At 63.7% G+C, this 18467-nt stretch carries 19 protein-coding genes; 10 read left to right on the top strand and 9 right to left on the bottom strand.

Features of this window, described 5'->3' with window-relative positions:
• The first annotated feature begins 43 nt into the window (after positions 1–43).
• The 8 genes from flgK to X750_RS154975 all read left to right on the top strand — a co-directional run bounded on the left by flgK (position 44) and on the right by X750_RS154975 (position 7868).
• The gene (flgK, locus tag X750_RS154940; RefSeq protein ID WP_023703979.1) at positions 44–1498 is read left to right on the top strand and encodes a flagellar hook-associated protein FlgK; all 1455 of its coding nucleotides are present in this window, start codon (positions 44–46) and stop codon (positions 1496–1498) included.
• 3 nt (positions 1499–1501) lie between these two features.
• Positions 1502–2545, top strand: a complete 1044-nt coding sequence (locus tag X750_RS154945) for a flagellar hook-associated family protein (RefSeq protein WP_023683291.1) — start codon at positions 1502–1504, stop codon at positions 2543–2545.
• A 30-nt stretch (positions 2546–2575) separates the two neighbouring features.
• Positions 2576–2923: a flagellar biosynthesis regulator FlaF gene (gene flaF, locus X750_RS154950; protein ID WP_023671893.1), complete on the top strand. Its 348-nt coding sequence runs from the start codon at positions 2576–2578 to the stop codon at positions 2921–2923.
• Positions 2920–3363 (top strand): flagellar biosynthesis repressor FlbT, encoded by a 444-nt coding sequence (flbT, locus tag X750_RS154955; RefSeq protein WP_023695743.1) that lies wholly within the window; start codon positions 2920–2922, stop codon positions 3361–3363. Before flaF ends, flbT begins: the two co-directional genes overlap by 4 nt.
• A complete protein-coding gene (flgD, locus tag X750_RS154960) occupies positions 3363–3770 on the top strand; it encodes a flagellar hook assembly protein FlgD (RefSeq protein ID WP_023671895.1) in 408 nt (135 codons plus the stop codon). Before flbT ends, flgD begins: the two co-directional genes overlap by 1 nt.
• Positions 3771–3794: 24 nt before the next feature.
• Positions 3795–4061, top strand: coding sequence for a flagellar biosynthesis protein FliQ (gene fliQ / locus X750_RS154965; RefSeq protein ID WP_023671896.1), 267 nt, complete (start codon positions 3795–3797; stop codon positions 4059–4061).
• A 71-nt stretch (positions 4062–4132) separates the two neighbouring features.
• On the top strand, positions 4133–6001 hold the full coding sequence (gene asnB, locus X750_RS154970) for an asparagine synthase (glutamine-hydrolyzing) (protein ID WP_023703980.1): 1869 nt from the start codon (positions 4133–4135) through the stop codon (positions 5999–6001).
• Positions 6002–6224: 223 nt separating this feature from the next.
• On the top strand, positions 6225–7868 hold the full coding sequence (locus X750_RS154975; RefSeq protein ID WP_023703981.1) for an MFS transporter: 1644 nt from the start codon (positions 6225–6227) through the stop codon (positions 7866–7868).
• Positions 7869–7891: 23 nt separating this feature from the next.
• On the opposite strand, the gene X750_RS154980 is transcribed toward X750_RS154975, so the two are convergent.
• The 9 genes from X750_RS154980 to X750_RS155020 all read right to left on the bottom strand — a co-directional run bounded on the left by X750_RS154980 (position 7892) and on the right by X750_RS155020 (position 15506).
• Entirely contained in the window at positions 7892–8260 is a 369-nt protein-coding gene (locus tag X750_RS154980; protein WP_084013515.1) for a cupin domain-containing protein, read from the bottom strand.
• 58 nt (positions 8261–8318) lie between these two features.
• Positions 8319–9704, bottom strand: coding sequence for an FAD-binding oxidoreductase (locus tag X750_RS154985; protein WP_023747161.1), 1386 nt, complete (start codon positions 9702–9704; stop codon positions 8319–8321).
• Positions 9705–9754: 50 nt separating this feature from the next.
• Positions 9755–10870, bottom strand: coding sequence for an ABC transporter ATP-binding protein (locus X750_RS154990; protein WP_023703984.1), 1116 nt, complete (start codon positions 10868–10870; stop codon positions 9755–9757).
• Positions 10867–11664, bottom strand: coding sequence for an ABC transporter permease (locus X750_RS154995; protein ID WP_023703985.1), 798 nt, complete (start codon positions 11662–11664; stop codon positions 10867–10869). Before X750_RS154995 ends, X750_RS154990 begins: the two co-directional genes overlap by 4 nt.
• The gene (locus X750_RS155000) at positions 11664–12536 is read right to left on the bottom strand and encodes an ABC transporter permease (RefSeq protein ID WP_023703986.1); all 873 of its coding nucleotides are present in this window, start codon (positions 12534–12536) and stop codon (positions 11664–11666) included. The genes X750_RS154995 and X750_RS155000 overlap by 1 nt, the downstream gene beginning before the upstream one ends.
• Positions 12537–12558: 22 nt before the next feature.
• Positions 12559–13635 carry an extracellular solute-binding protein gene (locus X750_RS155005; RefSeq protein ID WP_023703987.1) on the bottom strand — a complete coding sequence of 359 codons (1077 nt, stop codon included), beginning with the start codon at positions 13633–13635 and terminating at the stop codon, positions 12559–12561.
• Between the two features lie 37 nt (positions 13636–13672).
• Positions 13673–14326, bottom strand: coding sequence for an XRE family transcriptional regulator (locus X750_RS155010; protein WP_031195920.1), 654 nt, complete (start codon positions 14324–14326; stop codon positions 13673–13675).
• Between the two features lie 90 nt (positions 14327–14416).
• Complete coding sequence (locus X750_RS155015; RefSeq protein ID WP_023703989.1) at positions 14417–14758, bottom strand: hypothetical protein; 342 nt, start codon at positions 14756–14758, stop codon at positions 14417–14419.
• A 448-nt stretch (positions 14759–15206) separates the two neighbouring features.
• Positions 15207–15506, bottom strand: a complete 300-nt coding sequence (locus X750_RS155020) for a putative quinol monooxygenase (RefSeq protein WP_023703990.1) — start codon at positions 15504–15506, stop codon at positions 15207–15209.
• 123 nt (positions 15507–15629) lie between these two features.
• Between X750_RS155020 and flhA the strand changes: the two genes are divergently transcribed.
• A complete protein-coding gene (gene flhA, locus X750_RS155025; protein WP_023671908.1) occupies positions 15630–17717 on the top strand; it encodes a flagellar biosynthesis protein FlhA in 2088 nt (695 codons plus the stop codon).
• A complete protein-coding gene (gene fliR, locus X750_RS155030) occupies positions 17714–18466 on the top strand; it encodes a flagellar biosynthetic protein FliR (RefSeq protein WP_023747160.1) in 753 nt (250 codons plus the stop codon). Before flhA ends, fliR begins: the two co-directional genes overlap by 4 nt.
• The last annotated feature ends 1 nt before the right edge of the window (position 18467 follow it).

Raw genomic sequence — 18467 nt, 5'->3', positions numbered from 1 at the left:
CAGAGACGTCATCCCCTCCCCACTGGCCTCGTGAAAGACCCGCATGTCGCTGACTTCCGCATTGACCATAGCCCAACAGTCGCTTCAGACCACATCGAAGCAGACCAGCGTCCTTTCCCGCAACATTGCCGACGCCAGCAACCCCGACTATGCCCGCCGCACGGCGGTCGTCGTCAGCAGCGCGCCCGGGGCGCGCTCGGTCGAGATCCAGCGCGCCACCAACGCCCTGCTGTTTCGCCAGAACCTTAGCGCGCAATCGGCCTGGAGCGGCCAGAGCACGCTCTACAGCGGCATTGACCGCCTCGCCGTTGCAGTCAACGGCGTCGACAACGCCTCCTCTGCCTCGACCGCGATCGGCAAGCTGCAGAACGCGCTGCAGCTTTACGCCGCCACGCCATCGAACCAGAGTCTCGGTTCCAGCGTCATCGATGCGGCCCAGCAAGTGGTGCGCTCGCTGAACGACGGCACCAACGCGATCCAGGATTTCCGCACCCAGGCCGATGGCGAGATATCTACGGCGGTTAACGATCTCAACTCGCTGCTTAGTCAGTTCCAGGACGCCAACAAGGCGGTCATCTCCGCAACCCGTTCGGGTACCGACGCATCCGACGCGCTCGACCAGCGCGACGCTTTGCTGAAGAAGATCGCGGACTATGTGCCGGTGTCGACCTTCACGCGTGGCGACAACGACATGGTCATCACCACCAAGGATGGCACGACACTGTTCGAGACCATTCCGCGCTCGGTAAGTTTCACCCCGTCGGCGGGCTACACGGCCGGCACACCAGGCAACACCATCTACATCGACAATGTGCCGGTCAGCGCCGGGGCTGGCGGCAACACCAGCGCCGACGGCAAGCTCGCCGGGCTCATCACCTTGCGCGACGGCGTCGCGGCGACGATGCAGAGCCAGCTCGACGAAGTGGCGCGCGGCCTCATCACCGCCTTTGCCGAAACAGCACCTTCGCAGCCCGACCGAACCGGCCTGTTCACCTGGTCGGGTGCGCCCGCCATTCCGGCCGCCGGCACGCTGATCGACGGGCTTGCCGGCTCGATCAAGGTCAACGCCGCAATGGACTCGAGCGTCGGCGGCAATCCGGTGCTGCTGCGCGACGGCGGCGCCAATGGTGCGGCCTATATCGCCAACACTGCCGGCAACGCCTCCTATTCGCAGCTCTTGATCGGCTATGGCGACAAGCTCGACAAGCCGATGCCTTTCGACGCTGCGGCCGGCATCACCGTCACGTCCAGCGTGTCCGACTACGCCGCCAATGCCATTGGCTGGTTCGAAGGCCAGCGCCAGCAGGCCTCGAGCAACGCCGACGCCAAGGAAGCGCTGGCATCGCGCACTGCCGAGGCGCTGTCCAACGACACCGGCGTCAATGTCGACCAGGAGATGTCGCTGCTGCTCGACCTCGAACACACCTATCAGGCCTCGGCGCGCATGATGAAAACCGTCGACGACATGCTGTCGGCCCTGCTCGATGCCGTGGGATAAGCCATGAAAGCCACATCCGTCTCCTCAGCCGCTCTCTCCAACGCCGCGCGCTATCAGCAGATGCGCATGCAGGGCGAACTGGTCAAAGCCACTAAGGAATCGACGACCGGCACCGTCGCCGATGTCGGTCTGGCGCTCGGCGCGCGCACCTCGCAGGCGGTCACCTTCTCGCGCGACCTCGACCGGTTGAACGTCATCATCGATTCCAATTCGCTGGTCACCGCTCGGCTGTCCTCGACGCAGGCTGCGCTTGGCCAGCTTTCCGACACTGCGCAGAATTTGCTGACCGCACTGACCGCCGCCGGCAATTCCTCGAGCACCATCACGCAGCAAGCCGGCAAGGCCGCCGTGCAGCAGATGACCTCTATCCTCAATGCCAGCGTCAACGGCGAATATCTGTTTGCCGGCACCAACACCGACGTCAAGCCGATCGACGATTTCACCGCCGCCGGCTCGCCGGCCAAGGCGGCGTTCGACGCTTCCTTCTCGTCGTATTTCGGCTTCACGCAGACCGATCCGCTCGCCGCCAACATCACCGCCGCCCAGATGGACGGCTTCATCACCAGCAATGTCGTGCCGCAGTTCATGGGCGCCGGCTGGCAGGCCAACTGGTCGAACGCCACCGACCAGCAGATCGTCAGCCGCATTTCGCTGGGCGAAACCACCCAGACCTCGGCCAGCGCCAATGAAGACAGCATCCGCAAGCTCGCCATGGCTTCCGCCCTGGTCACCGGCCTGCTCTCCGGCAACATCAGCCAGGCGGCGAAGACCACCGTCGTCGGTCGCGCCCAGGCGATGGTCGGCGAGGCGCTGGGCGGACTCGGCCAGTTGCAGGCCGAGACCGGCCTTGCCGAGAAGCGTGTTTCCGACGCGAGCGACCGCATGAAGACGCAGGTCGACCTGTTCGAGCGCCATATCCTCGATCTGGAGGGCGTCGATCCGGCCGAGGCCGCCACCCGCGTCGCGGATCTGACGCAGCATATCGAGACGTCCTTCGCGCTGACCGCGCGCCTGCAGCAGATGAGCCTGCTGAACTACCTGACCTGACAATCTCAACCGCAACGGTAGAGCCAAACGATGTACCAATTCTCCTACGCCGACATCCAGACCGACTCCGTTGCCGATGCGAAAGATCGCGAGCGGCAGCTTTTGACCCGCTCGATCGAAATGCTGGCGGCGGCGGCGGCGGTCGGCCACACCTCGATGGAGGCGGTCGAAGCGCTGCACTTCACCAACCGGGTCTGGACCACCTTCGTCGAGGATCTCGGTTCCAGCGACAATGTCCTGCCCAAGGAACTGCGCGCCAACCTCATCTCCATCGGCCTGTGGCTGCTGCGCGAGGCCGAGGACATCCGCCAGGGCCGCACCGACAATTTCGAAGGGCTGATCGAAGTGTCCCAGATCATTCGGGACGGCATTCAATGACCAACACGCTGAAGATATCGCTGAAGCCGAACGAGAAGATCTACATCAACGGCGCCGTCATCCGCGTCGACCGCAAGGTCACCGTCGAGCTAATGAACGACGTACAGTTCCTGCTCGAGAACCATGTCATCCAGGCCGACGATGCCTCGACGCCGCTCAAGCAGCTCTATTTCATCCTGCAGGTGATGCTGATGAACCCGGCCGGCGCCATCGAGGCGCGCGCCATGTTCCGCCGCTCGCTGCCCTTGCTTTTGGCAAGCTTCGAGGATGAGCAGATCAGTGGCGCGCTGAAGCAGATCGACCGCATGGTCGGCGAAGACCATATCTATGAAGCGCTGAAGGCTATCCGCGCGCTTTATCCGCTCGAACGTCGCGCACTTGGCGGCAATGACGATGTTCTGGGTGCGAAGCGCCCGCTGGCCGTGGGAGCACAATACTGATGAATGTGGACATGACGACGACGATCCCCACGGGCGCCAACCAGGGCACCCAGCAGACGTCGAAGACAGCGGTCGACTACCAGTCGTTCCTGAAGCTGTTGATCGCCGAGATGAAGAACCAGGATCCGACGAAACCGATGGATTCGACACAGTATGTCGCCCAGCTCGCCACCTTCTCGCAGGTAGAGCAATCGGTGCAGACCAACACCAAGCTCGACCAGATCATGCAGTCCTCGGCGCTGTCGCAGGCCGATGCCTTGATCGGCCGCTCGATCACCTCGGCCGACGGCAAGACGACCGGCGTCGTGGCCTCGGTCAAGCTTGCAAGCAACGGCGTGATCGCCGTGCTGCAGAACGGCACCGAAGTGCCGGTCGGCGCGGGCGTTTCGATAAAGCCGGCCAGCTAGACAGTTCCATAGAGGCGCGCTCACATGAACGAGGCCGACGCCCTAGACATCGTCCAGTACGCGGTATGGACGGTGCTTGTTGCTTCCGCGCCGGTGGTGCTGGTCGCCATGGTGGTCGGCATCGGCATTGCCCTGATCCAGGCCCTGACCCAGATCCAGGAAATCACCCTGACCTTCGTGCCCAAGATCGTCGCCATCATGCTGGTCGTGGCGCTGACCGGTCCGTTCATCGGCAGCCAGATCTCGGCCTTCACCAACGTCATCTTCGAGCGCATTGAAAACGGGTTCTAGGCAGCGCTTGCAGGCGGCTGTGTTCCGGCTAGATTGCAGGCCATGACTCAGGCAGAACTCACCGGCAGGCCATGTGCGGAATAGCCGGCGTCTGGCGCAAACGAAACCCGATCGACGCCAACGACCTGTCGGATGTCGCCAGCATGATGCAGGCGCTGGTACATCGCGGCCCCGACGATCATGACAGCTGGCACAACAATCGGCTGGCCCTCGGTCACCGCCGACTGACCATCATCGATCCCTCGCCCGCCGCCCGTGAGCCGATGCTGACTTCTTCCGGCGATGGCGTTCTCGTCTACAATGGCGAGGTCTACAATTACCGCTCGTTGCGCGAAACGCTGCAGGCGCAAGGCGTCGTCTTTCGAACCATCTGCGATGCCGAAGTGGTTCTCGAAGCCTTGCATCACTGGGGTCCCGAAAAAGCCGTGCCGCTGTTCGACGGGATGTTTTCCTTCGCCTATTTCGACGCTCGCAGCAGTGCGCTGTGGCTTGCGCGTGACCGTCTTGGAATCAAGCCGATGTCGGTGGCCGACACGCCGGAGCGAATCCTGTTCGCCTCGGAGGACAAGGCGATCCTCGCCTGCGACGGTTTTCCGCGCGACATCGACAGCCGCGAGATCACCTTGCGGCTTGCCTGGCAGAGCCGCGATTCCAGCTACAGCCTGTTCGACCGCATCGAGCGCCTGCCGCCCGCCGGCCTGTGGAAGATCACCGATGGCGTTATCGAGAAGCGCCGCTTCTGGCATGTGCTGGACGTGCTGGAGACCGCGCGCATTACCGGCGATGCATCCGCTGATGCTGAACACATGGCGACGCTCGAGGCGTTGCTCAAGGACAGCGTCGGACTTCACTGCATCGCCGATACCAGCGTTGCCACCGCCTGCAGCAGCGGTGTCGATTCCGGCCTGATAACGGCGCTGGCAAGGCGGTTCAGGCCGGAAGTCCACGGTTATGTCGTCGACCCGCAGCTCGGCAACAGCGAGGCCGAAGACGCCGAACGCACCGGCCGCCATGTCGGCGTGCCCTTGCGCCGGGTGCAGGTCGACAGGAACCGGTTTTTCGAACTTTGGCCAAGGGTAATCTGGCATCTTGAAAGCGATGGCTGGCACGCCAGCCATGTCGCGCTGCTGGCGCTTGCCGAACAATGCCGGGCCGATGGCGTCAAGGTGCTGCTCACCGGCGAAGGCGCAGACGAATTGTTTGGCGGCTACCCATTGCAGGCCTTGAGCATGAAGAAGTGGCGTTCCTGGTCGTGGCCCCGGCGCCTGGTCCATTCGAAGCGCTCGCTCGACCGGAGATTCGAGCAACAGCGTCATGCCCCCTACAAGGTCTCGGCTGGAAGCCACTCACAAATGGATCGCAGCATGGTCCTGCGTGCTTTGTCGCCGGAGCTGAATTTCCTGCAAACCGAGATCTTCGACCGGCTGGAGCCGGTGACGCCGCCCGCGGATCGCGCCTTTCTCGGTAGTTGCCTCTACGACCTCTATTCGCATCTGCAGGACATACTGCACCGGCACGACCGGCTGAGCATGGCGGCGTCCGTGGAACTGCGGGTCCCGTTCCTGGAAAACCGGCTGATCGACTTCGCCATCCATTTGCCGAGGCGGCAGAAATACCGCGACAAAACAGGAAAATGGCTTTTGCGAAAGATCGCTGAAAAGCACATTCCGCGCCAGAACGTCCAGGCGCGCAAGATCGGCTTCGAAATGTCGTCGCAATTCTCTGCCGGCACGGAGACTTTGCTGCGCGGCGGTTTCCTGCGCGATGCCATGAAATGGCCCGCCGCGAATGTGGAGGACATGGTCCAGCTCGCGCGGCGCGAGCAACCGTCCAGGCTGCGGCTTGTCGGCATGGAGCTTTTCCTGCGCCTTCACGCCGGCGGCGAGACGCCAAGCACGCTGGCCGAAGCCTTGCATGCCGCTGCCCGGGACAGAAGCTGACTTCGCGCGCGGCCGACAGCCCCGCGCAGTGGACCAATGAGAACATCGCTCTGGGTAGCGGACCCTTCCCGGCTGACGTATTTTCGCCTTGCTATCCTGTTGTTGGACCATGATCTTTTTCGAAGACGCGTTCGCCCTTTTGGATGTCGTGCTCTATTTCAAACGGATGCCATGATTGTCGTCCCGGCGGACGAAACCAGCACGTGAAGGTGGGACAGGTCCAATGATCGATGACGAGCCGGACAGCGAACGCGTCTCGGCGCTGGCGCCGTTCCGGCACGGCATCTTCCGCGCCGTCTGGTCGGCCAGCCTGGTGTCGAATTTCGGTGGCCTGATCCAGGGCGTCGGCGCCGCCTGGATGATGACCACCATCGCCACGTCGCCCTATCAGGTGGCGCTGGTCCAGGCCTCGGCCACTCTGCCGATCATGCTGTTTGCACTCGTCGCCGGCGCCATCGCCGACAGCTTCAACCGGCGCAAGGTGATGCTGATCGCCCAAATCTTCATGCTGGTCGTCTCTGCACTTCTAACGCTGTTCACCTGGAACGGCTGGATGACGCCGTGGACGCTGCTTGCCTTCACCTTCCTGATCGACTGCGGCACGGCGCTCAACAACCCGTCCTGGCAGGCATCGGTCGGCGACATGGTGCCGCGCAACAAGCTGCCGGCCGCGGTTGCACTCAATTCACTGGGCTTCAACCTGACACGCAGCGTCGGCCCGGCGATCGGCGGCATCATCGTTGCCGCCGCTGGTGCGGCTGCTGCGTTCGCCGCGAATGCGCTGAGCTATATAGGTCTCATCATCGTGCTATTCCGCTGGAAGCCGGAGCTGCCGGTCTCGACGCTACCGCGCGAGACGCTGGGCGCCGCCATGGGCGCCGGCCTGCGCTATGTCGCCATGTCGCCCAACATCGGCAAGGTGCTGGTCAGGGGCTCCGCCTTCGGCTTCAGCGCCGGCGCGGTTTTGGCGCTGCTGCCGCTGGTGGCGCGCGACGTCGTCAAGGGCGATGCCTTGACCTACGGCATCATGCTCGGCGCCTTCGGCATCGGCGCCGTCGGCGGCGCGCTGATAAGCGTGCGTCTCAGACAATTGCTATCCAGCGAAACGATGGTGCGGATGGCCTTCGCCGGCTTTGCCGTCTGCGCCTTCAATGCCGCCATCAGCCTCAATGCCTGGCATACTGCGGCGGGTTTGCTCATCGGCGGCGCCTGCTGGGTGATCGCGCTGTCGCATTTCAACGTCACGGTGCAGATGTCGACGCCGCGCTGGGTCGTCGGCCGGGTGCTGTCGGTCTACCAGACGGCGACCTTCGGCGGCATTGCGCTGGGCAGCTGGATCTGGGGCGTCGTTGCCGATGTGCATGGCGCCGAAACCGCGCTGATTGCGGCGGCCATCGCGATGCTTGTTGGCGGCGCCATCGGCCTGTTCCTGCCGCTGCCGCAGCAGACGACTCTCAACCTCGACCCGCTCAACCGCTTCAAGGAGCCGCATCTCGGCCTCGACCTGAAGCCGCGCAGCGGCCCCATCGCCATCATGATAGAGTACATTATCCGCGACGAAGATGTGCCCGAATTCCTCGCCACCATGGCCGAGCGCGGGCGCATCCGCCGCCGCGACGGCGCCCGCAACTGGACGCTGGCTCGGGACCTAGAAAATCCCGCAGTCTGGATCGAACACTACCACACGCCGACCTGGCTGGAATACATCCGCCACAACCGGCGCGCCACCCATGCCGACGCCGTCGTCGGCGAGCGGGTGCGGGCGCTGCACAGCGGCGACGAACCGCCGCGCGTGCGCCGCCTGATCGAGCGCCCGACGACCGCCGGCACCGCGCTGGTCTCGCCGAAGGGGCCGATCGATCACTGAGCTCGCCATAGCCGTAGCGCCGGTCAGCCGGCGCTCTGGATCATGTAGAGCTTGCGCGTGGTCTCGCGTATCAGCCACTCGCCCTTCCAGCCCTGCGGCAGGACGAGGAGATCGCCCGGACCGAGTTCCCGCACCTCGCCATCGATGCGGCTCAGTTCCACGCGCCCCGAAATGATGTGGCAGATCTCCGACGAGTCCGAACGATCGGCGGTGAAGCGGCCGGGCGTGCATTCCCAGATGCCGATGTCGACGGTTCCGTCCGGCGATTGAAAGAACGAGCGCACGGCCTCGACCTGATCCCCTTCAATCGAGGTTGGCTTAGGAGAGAACGCGCCGATCTCGGCCTTGGCGAGATCGTGGAAGGTCGAAAGATCGATCAAGTCTAGCTCCATGGATAAGAGCAATTCCAGGAAAGGTGTCTGCCCCGGAATTGCGTGAGAACAAATGGCTTTAGTGGCCGGTGATGCTGTCGGCCAACGCGGCCAGCTTCGAGGTGCGCGCAAGCCCTGCCGCCTCGCGGCCATCGGCAATGCGATAAAGCTGGTACATCGAATGCACGCCCAGCCAGCGGAAGGGCTCCGGTTCCCATGGCCTGACCTTGCGGTTGACCCAGGGCAGCTTCGTCAGCTCGGTGTTTGCCCCGAGAACAAGGTCAGCCAGCGTGCGCCCCGAAAGGTTGGAGCTGGACACGCCGAGGCCGACATAGCCGCCGGCCCAGCCGATGCGGGTCGCGGGGTCGAGGCCGACCGTGGTGCACCAGTCGCGCGGCACGCCGAGCACGCCGCACCAGGCGTGATCGATGCGGCATCCCTTGGTCTGCGGCAAGAGCGTCGTCAGGATCGTGTGCAGCTGGTCGATCGTGGCCTGCTGCGTCTGGCCGTTGACGTCGGTGCGCGAGCCGTAGCGATAAGGCACGCCGCGTCCGCCCATCGTGATGCGTCCCTCACGCGTGCGCTGGGCATAGCAATAGGCATGCGCCGCATTGCCGAGCAGTTCGTGCCCTTCCCAACCGATGTCGCGCCACAGGTCGGCAGGCAGCGGCTCAGTCACGATCTGCGCGCTGTTGAGCGCCAGCCAGGTCCGCTCCTCGCCGGGGATGCCTGATGTAAAACCCTCGGTCGCGCGGATGATCGTCTCCGCCTGCACCGTACCGTGGTCTGTCGTCACGCTGCCCTTGGCGATGCTTGTCACCGTAGTCTTCTCATAGATCGGCACGCCCAGCCGCTCGACGGCATCGGCAAGCCCACGCACCAGCTTGGCCGGCTGCACCCGCGCCTGGCCATGGACGACGAAGCCGCCCATGACGTTACGGATGTTGATGCGCGTGCGCGTTGAGGCGGCGTCCAGCATCTCGACGCGGTTCGGGTCGACATCCCAGGAACGGATCGTCTCGCATTCTTCGCGCACGCGCTCCAACTGCGCTGCGTTGGTGGCCACCATCAGATTGTCGACGCGGCGAATGTCGGCGTCGATGCCTTCCTCGGTCGCGACGCGGATCACTTCGTCAACGCAGCCTGCCATCGCAGCCTGCATCGCCATCACGCCTTGCCGGCTCGATGTCTTGAGATATTTTTCGCGCGACCAGCTGAAGCCGCCCGACAGCCAGCCGCCATTGCGCCCCGAAGCGCCGAAGCCGGCAAATTCGCGCTCGACGATCACGACGCGCAGCGATGGCTTCGCCTTTTTCAGATAGTAGGCGGTCCACAGGCCGGTATAGCCGGCGCCGACAATGGCGACATCGGCCTCGATGTTTCCAGGCAAGGGCGGGCGCGGAACGGGAACCGCCCCCAGATCCGCATACCAGAACGATATGTCGCCGTTGCGCTTGGCTTGCATGGAATGACTTTCAGATGGGATCAGGCCAGATGGGATCAGGCGAGATGGAATCAGGTGAGTGTGGTGTCGGCGCTTGCGTCGTCCGCCAGCAGCTTGGCGTCGCTGCCTTCGAAGCAGAGCTCGACCTTGTCGCCGAGGCCAAAACTCTCGCCGGTCAGCGGTGAGCGCACGATCGCGGCCGAGCCGTCGGCGAGCTTGACTTCGTATTTCGATTCCGAGCCGAGATAGATGGCTTCCGCGATCGTTCCCGACAGGCGGTTGGCGCCATTGGCAGCACTTTGGCCGGCTCTTCGGATCGCGAGCTTTTCGGGACGCAGCAGCATCACCGGACTGGCTTCTCCCGACAGCTTACGCGGTACCGTCACCGTCTCGCCGGCGATGCTTAGCGCGGTGCTGTTGCCATCGCTGCGCGCCTTGCCGCGCAGCACGGTGGAATCGCCGATGAAGCGGCCGACGAACAGCGTTGCTGGCTCGTCGTAGAGCTGGCGGCCGGTGCCGACCTGCTCGATGCGCCCGCGGTTGAACACGGCGATACGGTCGGACAGCACGAGCGCCTCTTCCTGGTCGTGCGTGACATAGACGAAGGTGGTGCCGAGTTCGCGATGGATGCGCTTGATCTCGAGCTGCAGCCATTCGCGCAGCTTCTTGTCGAGCGCGCCGAGCGGCTCGTCCATCAGGAGCAGCGGCGGGTCGAAGACGATGGCGCGTGCCAACGCCACGCGCTGCTGCTGGCCGCCCGACAATTCGCTGGGATAGCGATGCGCGAAATCGCCCATCTTGACCATGTCGAGCGCCCTTGCCACGCGTGTCTGCCGCGTCGCCTGGTCGACGCCGCGAAGCGTCAGCGGATAGGCGACGTTGCGGCCGACGCTCATATGCGGGAACAGCGCGTAATGCTGGAAGACGACGCCGATGTTGCGCTTGTGCGCCGGCACGCCGACGACGCTTTTTTCCCCGACCAGAAGCTTGCCGCTGGTGACATCGGTGAAACCGGCAATCACGTTGAGCGTCGTCGTCTTGCCCGAGCCGCTGGGGCCGAGCAGCGTCATGAACTCGCCGGGCTCGATGCGCAGCGACACGCCGTCCAGCGCCTTGAAGCCGCCATAGGCCTTGCTGATCGCTTCGAGATCGATCGCCGCGCCCTTGCTTGTCGGCTTCGGATTCATTGGCGTCCTTTCCGCTCGCGGCCAAGAAGGAGCATGCCGCCGCCGATCAGGATCGTGGTCGCGAAAAGCAGGATCGTGCCGACAGCCGCCACCGTCGGATCGGCGTCGCGCGTGATCGAGGCAAAAATCTGCACCGGCAATGTCTTGAGATAGGGGTTCGTGATGAACAGCGACACGACAATCTCGTCGAACGAGGTGGCGAAAGCGAACAGCAGGCCGGAGAGCACGCCCGGCGCGATCAGCGGCAGCGTCACCGTGCGAAACGTGGTTAGTGCGCCGGCGCCCAGGCTGGCTGCGGCTGTCTCCAGCCGGCGGTCGAACACTTCGAGACTGGCCGAGACCGCGATCAGCACGAAGGGCAGCGCAAGGATGGTGTGGGCCAGCACGAAGCCGAGCAGCGTCCCGACGAGCTGCGTGTCGAGATAGACGGCATAGATGCCGATCGCCAGCACCACGCCCGGCACCACCATCGGCGTCAGCATCAGCATACGCAAAAGGTTCGCCGGCCGCGCCTTCATGCGGTCGAGGCCGAAGGCGGCAAGCGTGCCGAGCACCGTTGCCAGGACGGCAACGATGAAGGCGACTTTCAGCGAGTTCAGGAAGCTGTTCGACCAGTCCGGATTGGTGGCGAAATTCTGGTACCACTGCCAGGAAAAGCCTTGCGGCGGAAACGCCAGCGATTTGTTTTCGTTGAACGACATCGGCACCACGACCAGCGTCGGCGCCACCAGCCATATCGCCACCAGCAGGCAGACGAGCCCGAGAAGAACGCGGGTGAGCGGCTTCATCTCCATCAGCGCCGCCCCGCTTCCCGATGCCTGGACCGCATCACAGGTGCTGCCAGCGCCAGCAGCACGAAGGTGGTGACCAGCAGAACGACGCCCATGGCGCCGCCCCTGCCCCATTGCAGCAGGCTCAGCACCTGCGTCTGCACCAGCGTCGACAGCATGGTCGAGCGCGGGCCGCCGAGCAAAGCCGGCGTGATGTAGAAGCCGAGCGACAGGATGAAGACGATGACCGCGCCGGCATAGACGCCGGGCAGCGACAGCGGCAGATAGACGGTGAAGAACGCGCGCGACGGCCGCGCACCGAGGCTTTGCGCCGCACGCATCAGCCTGAGGTCGATGCCTTGCATCACGGAATAGAGCGGCAGGATCATGAACGGCAACAGCACCTGCGCCATGCCGATGACCACGCCGGTCTGGGTGCGGATCAGCTTGACCGCGCCGAACCCGACCGAGCGCAGCAGCGAATTGATGACGCCCGAATCCTGCAGCAGGATCACCCAGGACAGCGTTCGCACCACACCACTCACCCAGAACGGGATCAGCACGCAAAGCACCAGCACCAGCCGGACGCGCGGCCCGACCGCCGTCATCAGATAGGCATAGGGATAGGCCGCGATGACGCAGACCAGCGTCACCCAGGCCGAAATGACAAAGGTCCGCTGCAGCACTGTCAGGTTGACCGGCGCGCCGAAGAACCAGGCATAGTTCTGCAGGCCCCATTCAGGTTCCGACAGGCTGCGCAGCACGATGGTGAGCAGCGGGTAGCCGATCACCGCGACGAGCAGGATGAGCGCCGGCGCCGTGAGCGCGAACGGCCGCCATGCCCGACCCGACCGCGCATGGGCGGCGGGTTGGGCGATGAGTTCGGACGCGCTCACGGCCTGGCTCTCACTTGGCTGTTCAGTTGCCGGCCATCAGCGCCGACCACTTCTCCTGCGCCACCGGGAAGTTCTCGACCCAGAACTTGATGTTCTGCTTGTAACCCTGCTTCTGGCGCTCGGGCGTGTTGGTCAGGAAGGCGGCGACCGACGCATCGACCTTGGGCTGCGCGTCATTGTTGATCGGCGTATAGGAGGTCTGCTGCGCCAGGATCTCCTGCGCCCCCTTGCCGAGATAGGCATTGAGCAGCGCATAAGCCGCATCCGTATCCTTGACGCCGACCGGAATGGTCATCTGGTCCATCACCACCAGCCAGTCCTGCCAGGCCGGCGCATATTTGGCGCCGTTCTTCACCGCCGTCATGGCACGGCCCGTCCACATCATCAGCATGTCGGCCTCGCCGGACTCGGCGAGTTGCTGCGATTCAGCGCCGGTCTTCCAGTAGATCGTGTCGGGGCCGAGCTTGCGGATCACGTCGATGGACTTGTCGATGTCGGCCACCGTCATCGCCTTCGGATCGCCGCCCGACGCCTTCAGCGCCTGCTCCAGCAGGCCACCGGTCGGATCGCCCGAACCATCCAGCGCGCGCACGCCCGGGAATTTTGCCGTGTCGAAGAAATCGGCCCAGCTCTTGGGCGGGTTATCCCCATACTTCTCCTTGTTGTACATCAGTACGACGCCGTAGTTCATGGCCGGCACCGAGCATTCGCCGACCTGGCCCTCCGGAACCTTTGAGACGTCGAGCTTGCTGAAATCGAGCTTCTGGAACAGCTTGCCGCAATAGACGTAGGGCGGCAGGTCGGCGGTGTCGACGACGTCCCAGGTGACGTTGCCGGATTCGACCTGCGCCTGCAGCTTGGCGATCTCGGTCGGCCCGTCATTGAGCAGTGTGACGCCGGATTTCTCGACGAACTCTTTCAGCGCGGCGGCCTGGCCGTCCTGGTAGATGCCGCCATAGGAGACGAGCGTCAGCGTCTTGCCCTTGAGCGAGCCTTCCTTGACCTCACCCGCGACAGGCTTTTCCTGCGCGAACGCTGCGGTTGCCAGAACGCCGAGCGCCAGCACGGCGCCAAGGCCAAGATGTCTTGTTTTCAGCATGATTATTGTTCTCCCATTTGACCCGCATGGATTGAACCTACCTGGCTGCGAGCGGTTTCCAGGCACTATATTGATCGAGTTCGGCGCGCACCGAAGTCGGTGGCGCAATGATCCACATCACCTCGGCTCGGCCACTGCCGATGTTCTCTGAGCGATGTGCTGTCGATGTCGCGTATTCGATGCTGTCGCCCTCTTCCAGCACATGCCTGACATCGCCGAGCGAAACCTCGACGATGCCGCGCAGCACGACGAGCATCTCGTGCGCGTCGCCATGGGTGTAGAGCGCTGGGCCGGTCGAGCCGCCGATTTCGAACTCGCCGACATAGACTTCCATGTCGCTTAAAGGGGGACGCGAGAGCAGCATCTTGCGGCAGCCGTCGCTGGGCGGCAGGCTCGGCCGCTCGCTGCGCAGCAAGACCCCGCGCTGCCCGGCGGCACTATCCTCGAACAGCATCGCCACGCTTACACCCAGCGCCGAGGCCATCTGGTTGAGCGAGGCGGTGCTGGCGCCGGTCAGGCCGCGCTCGAGCTGGCTGATGAAGCTGGCGCTGGTCCCGGTCAGCTCGGCGAGTTCGCGCAGCGAAAGCCGCCGGCCGAGACGCAGGCTCTTCAGCCGCTGGCCCAGCATCTGATGGGCATGCGTCGCCGTCGAGGCGACGCCATTCTTGACCGGAGCCTGGTCGGTGCTCATCCCGTCTTTTTCTCCCACTGAACAATTTGTACAGTGACACTGTACACGTGGCAAGCGCCGAGTAGGGACATTTAAGATGCCGGCCGAGGCCTAGTCTTCGCCCGACAGGTCGCGCCGCGCCTTGTCGAGTTCCTCGGCGTAGCGCCGCATCAGATGGCCCTCGGTCAAAAGCCCGACAACGGCTCGGTTGTCGAAATTCTCGACCACCTCCAGTTCCTCCGCGATGGCGCGCTGGATGGTTTCGGCGGTGGACCGGACGTTCATGGTCGGCACCAGCACCGCATGCCGGAATTTGGCCGGCGCCAGCACCGGCGTCTCACCATCGGACGGATCGCTGTGCAGTTCGGCGACGATCAGCACGCCGACATAATGCCGGCTGCTTGTGCCGCCATTCCGGCGCTGAGGCGCAGTCAGCTTGCCGCCCCGCTTCAATCCCCTGTTAGCCTGTCGAGGTATATGAGCGATCGCTTACGCAATCGACGCAGCTGTGTTATTTTTGCCCGTCTCTATTTCCCTCAAGGAGGAGAAGATGAGTGCGCGGGGATTTTTTTCATTAGCTGTTGGCAGGATTTTTTTGAGCTCGTCTGCGGTGAGCAATTCAAGCATGGATATGCCGGTTAGGTCTGTTGTGTCACACCCGATGTCTCTTTTGGCGGGAGGCAATCCGGAAAACCAAAGCCGGCCGGCAAAGGAATTTATCCAGACTGCACAACAAGATGTTTGCTGTCCTCGCGGCTACCCTTGGTATCGCAATTCGACGAACACCTGCTACGGCAGCTATGAAGACTGCCACGATACCGATGGCGGCGGATGGTCCTGCAGACAGGTCAACGCCTGCTAGACTTTCTTGGGCCAACGCCTTCTTGACTGTGCCCGGTCCTCAGGTCGGCTTCGGCTCGCCGGCCTCATAGAGCATGAGGTTGCGCTCGCCTATGCCGAGCGATGCCCAGCTCGCCCGCCAATCGGCGATGTGAGGCGAGCGGAAATGCGCGTCGAGCGCGGCCCTGTCGCTCCACACCTCGGTTACATGGATGAGCCCGACGTCGAGTACGTCCTGTGCGTAGGAGTATTCGATGCAGCCGGGCTCCGCACGGCTGCCCAGTATCATGAGCCGCATGGCCGGCCTTGCCTCGTCGAGCCGTTCCGCCGGCAAGCGAATGGTGCCGATGATCACCAGCATGATCTCTCTCCTCAAGGCCTCTGTCGTCCCGGCAAGTAACCAGTCCTCCCACCCTCGCGCAAGCTTGACCGGTTAGGCTCGAAGGGCTGTCGCGTGCTCGGCAGGCTTGTGATTGGGGACGACATGGCGGTCAGCGAAAGCTTAGCGACAGGAACAGTGGCCAAGAACGGCCGCGATGTCTTCTTCGCCATCGGCATCGTCATCATCCTGGCCGTGCTATTCCTGCCGATCCCGGCCTTCCTCATCGACATCGGCCTCGCCTTCTCGATCGCACTGTCGGTGCTGATCCTGATGGTGGCGCTGTGGATCCAGCGGCCGCTCGATTTCTCGTCCTTCCCGACCGTGCTGCTGATCGCCACCATGCTACGGCTATCGCTCAACATCGCCACCACGCGCATGATCCTGTCGCACGGCAATGAGGGCACGCACGCCGCCGGCTATGTCATCGCCGGCTTCTCCAAACTTGTGATGGCCAGCGATTTCGTCATCGGCCTGATCGTCTTCATGATCCTGATTGTGGTCAACTTCATCGTCATCACCAAGGGCGCCACCCGTATTGCCGAAGTCGGCGCCCGCTTCACCCTCGACGCCATCCCCGGCAAGCAGATGTCGATCGACGCCGACCTGTCCGCCGGCATGATCGACGACAAGACAGCGCAACTGCGCCGCCGCGAGCTGGAAGAGGAATCCTCCTTCTTCGGCTCGATGGACGGCGCCTCGAAATTCGTCCGCGGCGACGCCATTGCCGGCCTCATCATCACCGCCATCAACATCGTCGGCGGCATCGCCATCGGTTACATCAGGCACGGCATGGGCATGGGCGAAGCCGCCGATGTCTTCATCAAACTGTCGGTCGGCGACGGCCTCGTCACCCAGATCCCGGCGCTTATCGTTTCGCTCGCCGCCGGCCTGCTTGTGTCCAAGGGCGGCACGCGCGGCTCGACCAACCAGGCGGTGTTCGGCCAGCTCGGTGCGCATCCGCGCGCGCTCTATGTCGCGGCCTCGCTGCTCGTCCTGCTCGGCCTGATGCCCGGCCTGCCGTTCTTCCCGTTCTTCACGCTAGCCGCCGGCATGGCCGGCCTTGGCTACGTCATCCCGATGCGCGCCAACCGCGAGGCTGCCGCCGCCGAAGCGATCAAGGATCTGGAGAAGGCGAACAAGGTCGAGGAAGAGAAGAACTCGGTCAAGGCTTCGCTGACCACCGCCGAGATCGAGCTTCTGATCGGCAAACAGCTGTCGACGCGGCTGCTGGTGTCGCATCAGGAACTGGTGTTCCGCATGGCCAAGATGCGCAAGAAATTTGCCACGCAATATGGCTTCGTCGTGCCGGAAGTGCGCGTCGCCGACGATTTCGGCATCCCGCCGAAAAGCTATCAGATCAAGGTCCACGGCACCGTCGTCGCCGAATACCAGATGCGCGTCGGCGAGATCATGGTGCTGCTCGGCAACCGGGATTTGCCCGACGTTCCCGGCGAGGAAATCCGCGAGCCGGCCTTCGGCATGCGCGCCTTCTCGGTGCTCGAAACCTTCGCCGAGGATCTGAAGCGCGAGAACTATACCTTTGCCGACAACATGTCGGTGCTGCTCACCCATTTGTCCGAGGTGATCCGCAACAACCTGCCGCAGCTTCTGTCCTACAAGGACATGAAGGCGCTGCTCGAGCGCCAGGATCCGGAATACCGCAAGCTCGCCGACGAGATCTGCACCTCGCACATCTCCTATCCCGGCCTGCAGGCGGTGCTGAAATTGCTGCTGGCCGAACGCGTATCGATCCGCAACCTGCATTTGATCATCGAGGCTATCGCCGAGATCGCGCCGCATGTGCGCCGCACCGAGCAGATCGTCGAGCATGTCCGCATCCGCATGGCCCAGCAGATCTGCGGCGATCTCTCCGAGGGCGGCATGCTCAAGGTGCTGCGCCTCGGCAACCGCTGGGACCTCGCCTTCCACCAGAGCCTCAAGCGCGACGCCAAGGGCGAGGTGCGCGAATTCGACATCGACCCGCGCCAGCTGGAGGAATTCGGCCAGGACGCGACCAAGGCGATCCGCAAGCATCTCGAGGCCGGCGAGCGTTTTGTCCTCGTCACCGCGCCCGATGCTCGCCCCTATGTGCGCATGATCATCGAGCGCCTGTTCACGACGCTTCCCGTTCTCTCCCATGTCGAAATCGCCAAGGGCGTCGAGATCAAGGTGCTCGGGACGATCTCGTGAACATACTGTCGCAAGGCGTCGTCATCGCCGCCTTCCTCGCCTTCTGTCGCATCGGCGCCTGCTTCATGCTGATGCCGGGCCTGTCCAGCGCCCGCGTGCCGGTCCAGGTCCGGCTGTTCGTGTCGATCGCCGCCACCGGTGGCCTGCTCGCCTTCCTGTGGGACAAGATCTTTCCCTTCGTCGATGCGCGTCCGCAGGTGCTGGCACCGATGATCATTTCGGAACTTTTGGTCGGCGGGCTGATCGGCGCCATGACCAGGCTTTACATAGAAGCGCTGCGCTTCATGGGCTCGGCCATTGCCATGCTGATCGGCTATGGTGGCACCGGCGGCCCGGCGATCGAGGAGCCAGAGCCGCAGGCGGCCCTCGCCGCCATCATCTCGTTTTCAGCGTTGCTGCTGCTCTTCGTCTTCGATTTCGACCACGAGATCATCCGCGCTCTGGTCGCCTCCTACACGGTGGCGCCGGTCAACGCCTTCTTCAATCCCCAGGCCGCCCTGGTCGATCTCACCGACACGGTGTCGGACGCCTTCTTCCTGGTCATCCGGCTCGGCAGCCCATTCATCGCCTATGCCATTCTGGTCAATTTGACGATCGGCTTCGTCAACAAGCTGACGCCGCAGATCCCGGTCTACTTCATCTCGCTGCCTTTCGTCATCGCCGGCGGCATGATCATCTTCTACTTCGCCATCGGCACCATGCTGTCGCTGTTCGTCGACGGCTTTGTCGACCTGACGCTGGCGAGGTGAG

It is taken from the genome of Mesorhizobium sp. LNJC391B00 (assembly GCF_000502535.1).
In the GTDB taxonomy this organism is placed as follows: Bacteria; Pseudomonadota; Alphaproteobacteria; order Rhizobiales; family Rhizobiaceae; genus Mesorhizobium.
The sequence above is the reverse complement of the archived record's forward strand: the minus strand, read 5'-3'. Positions and strand labels throughout refer to the sequence as shown.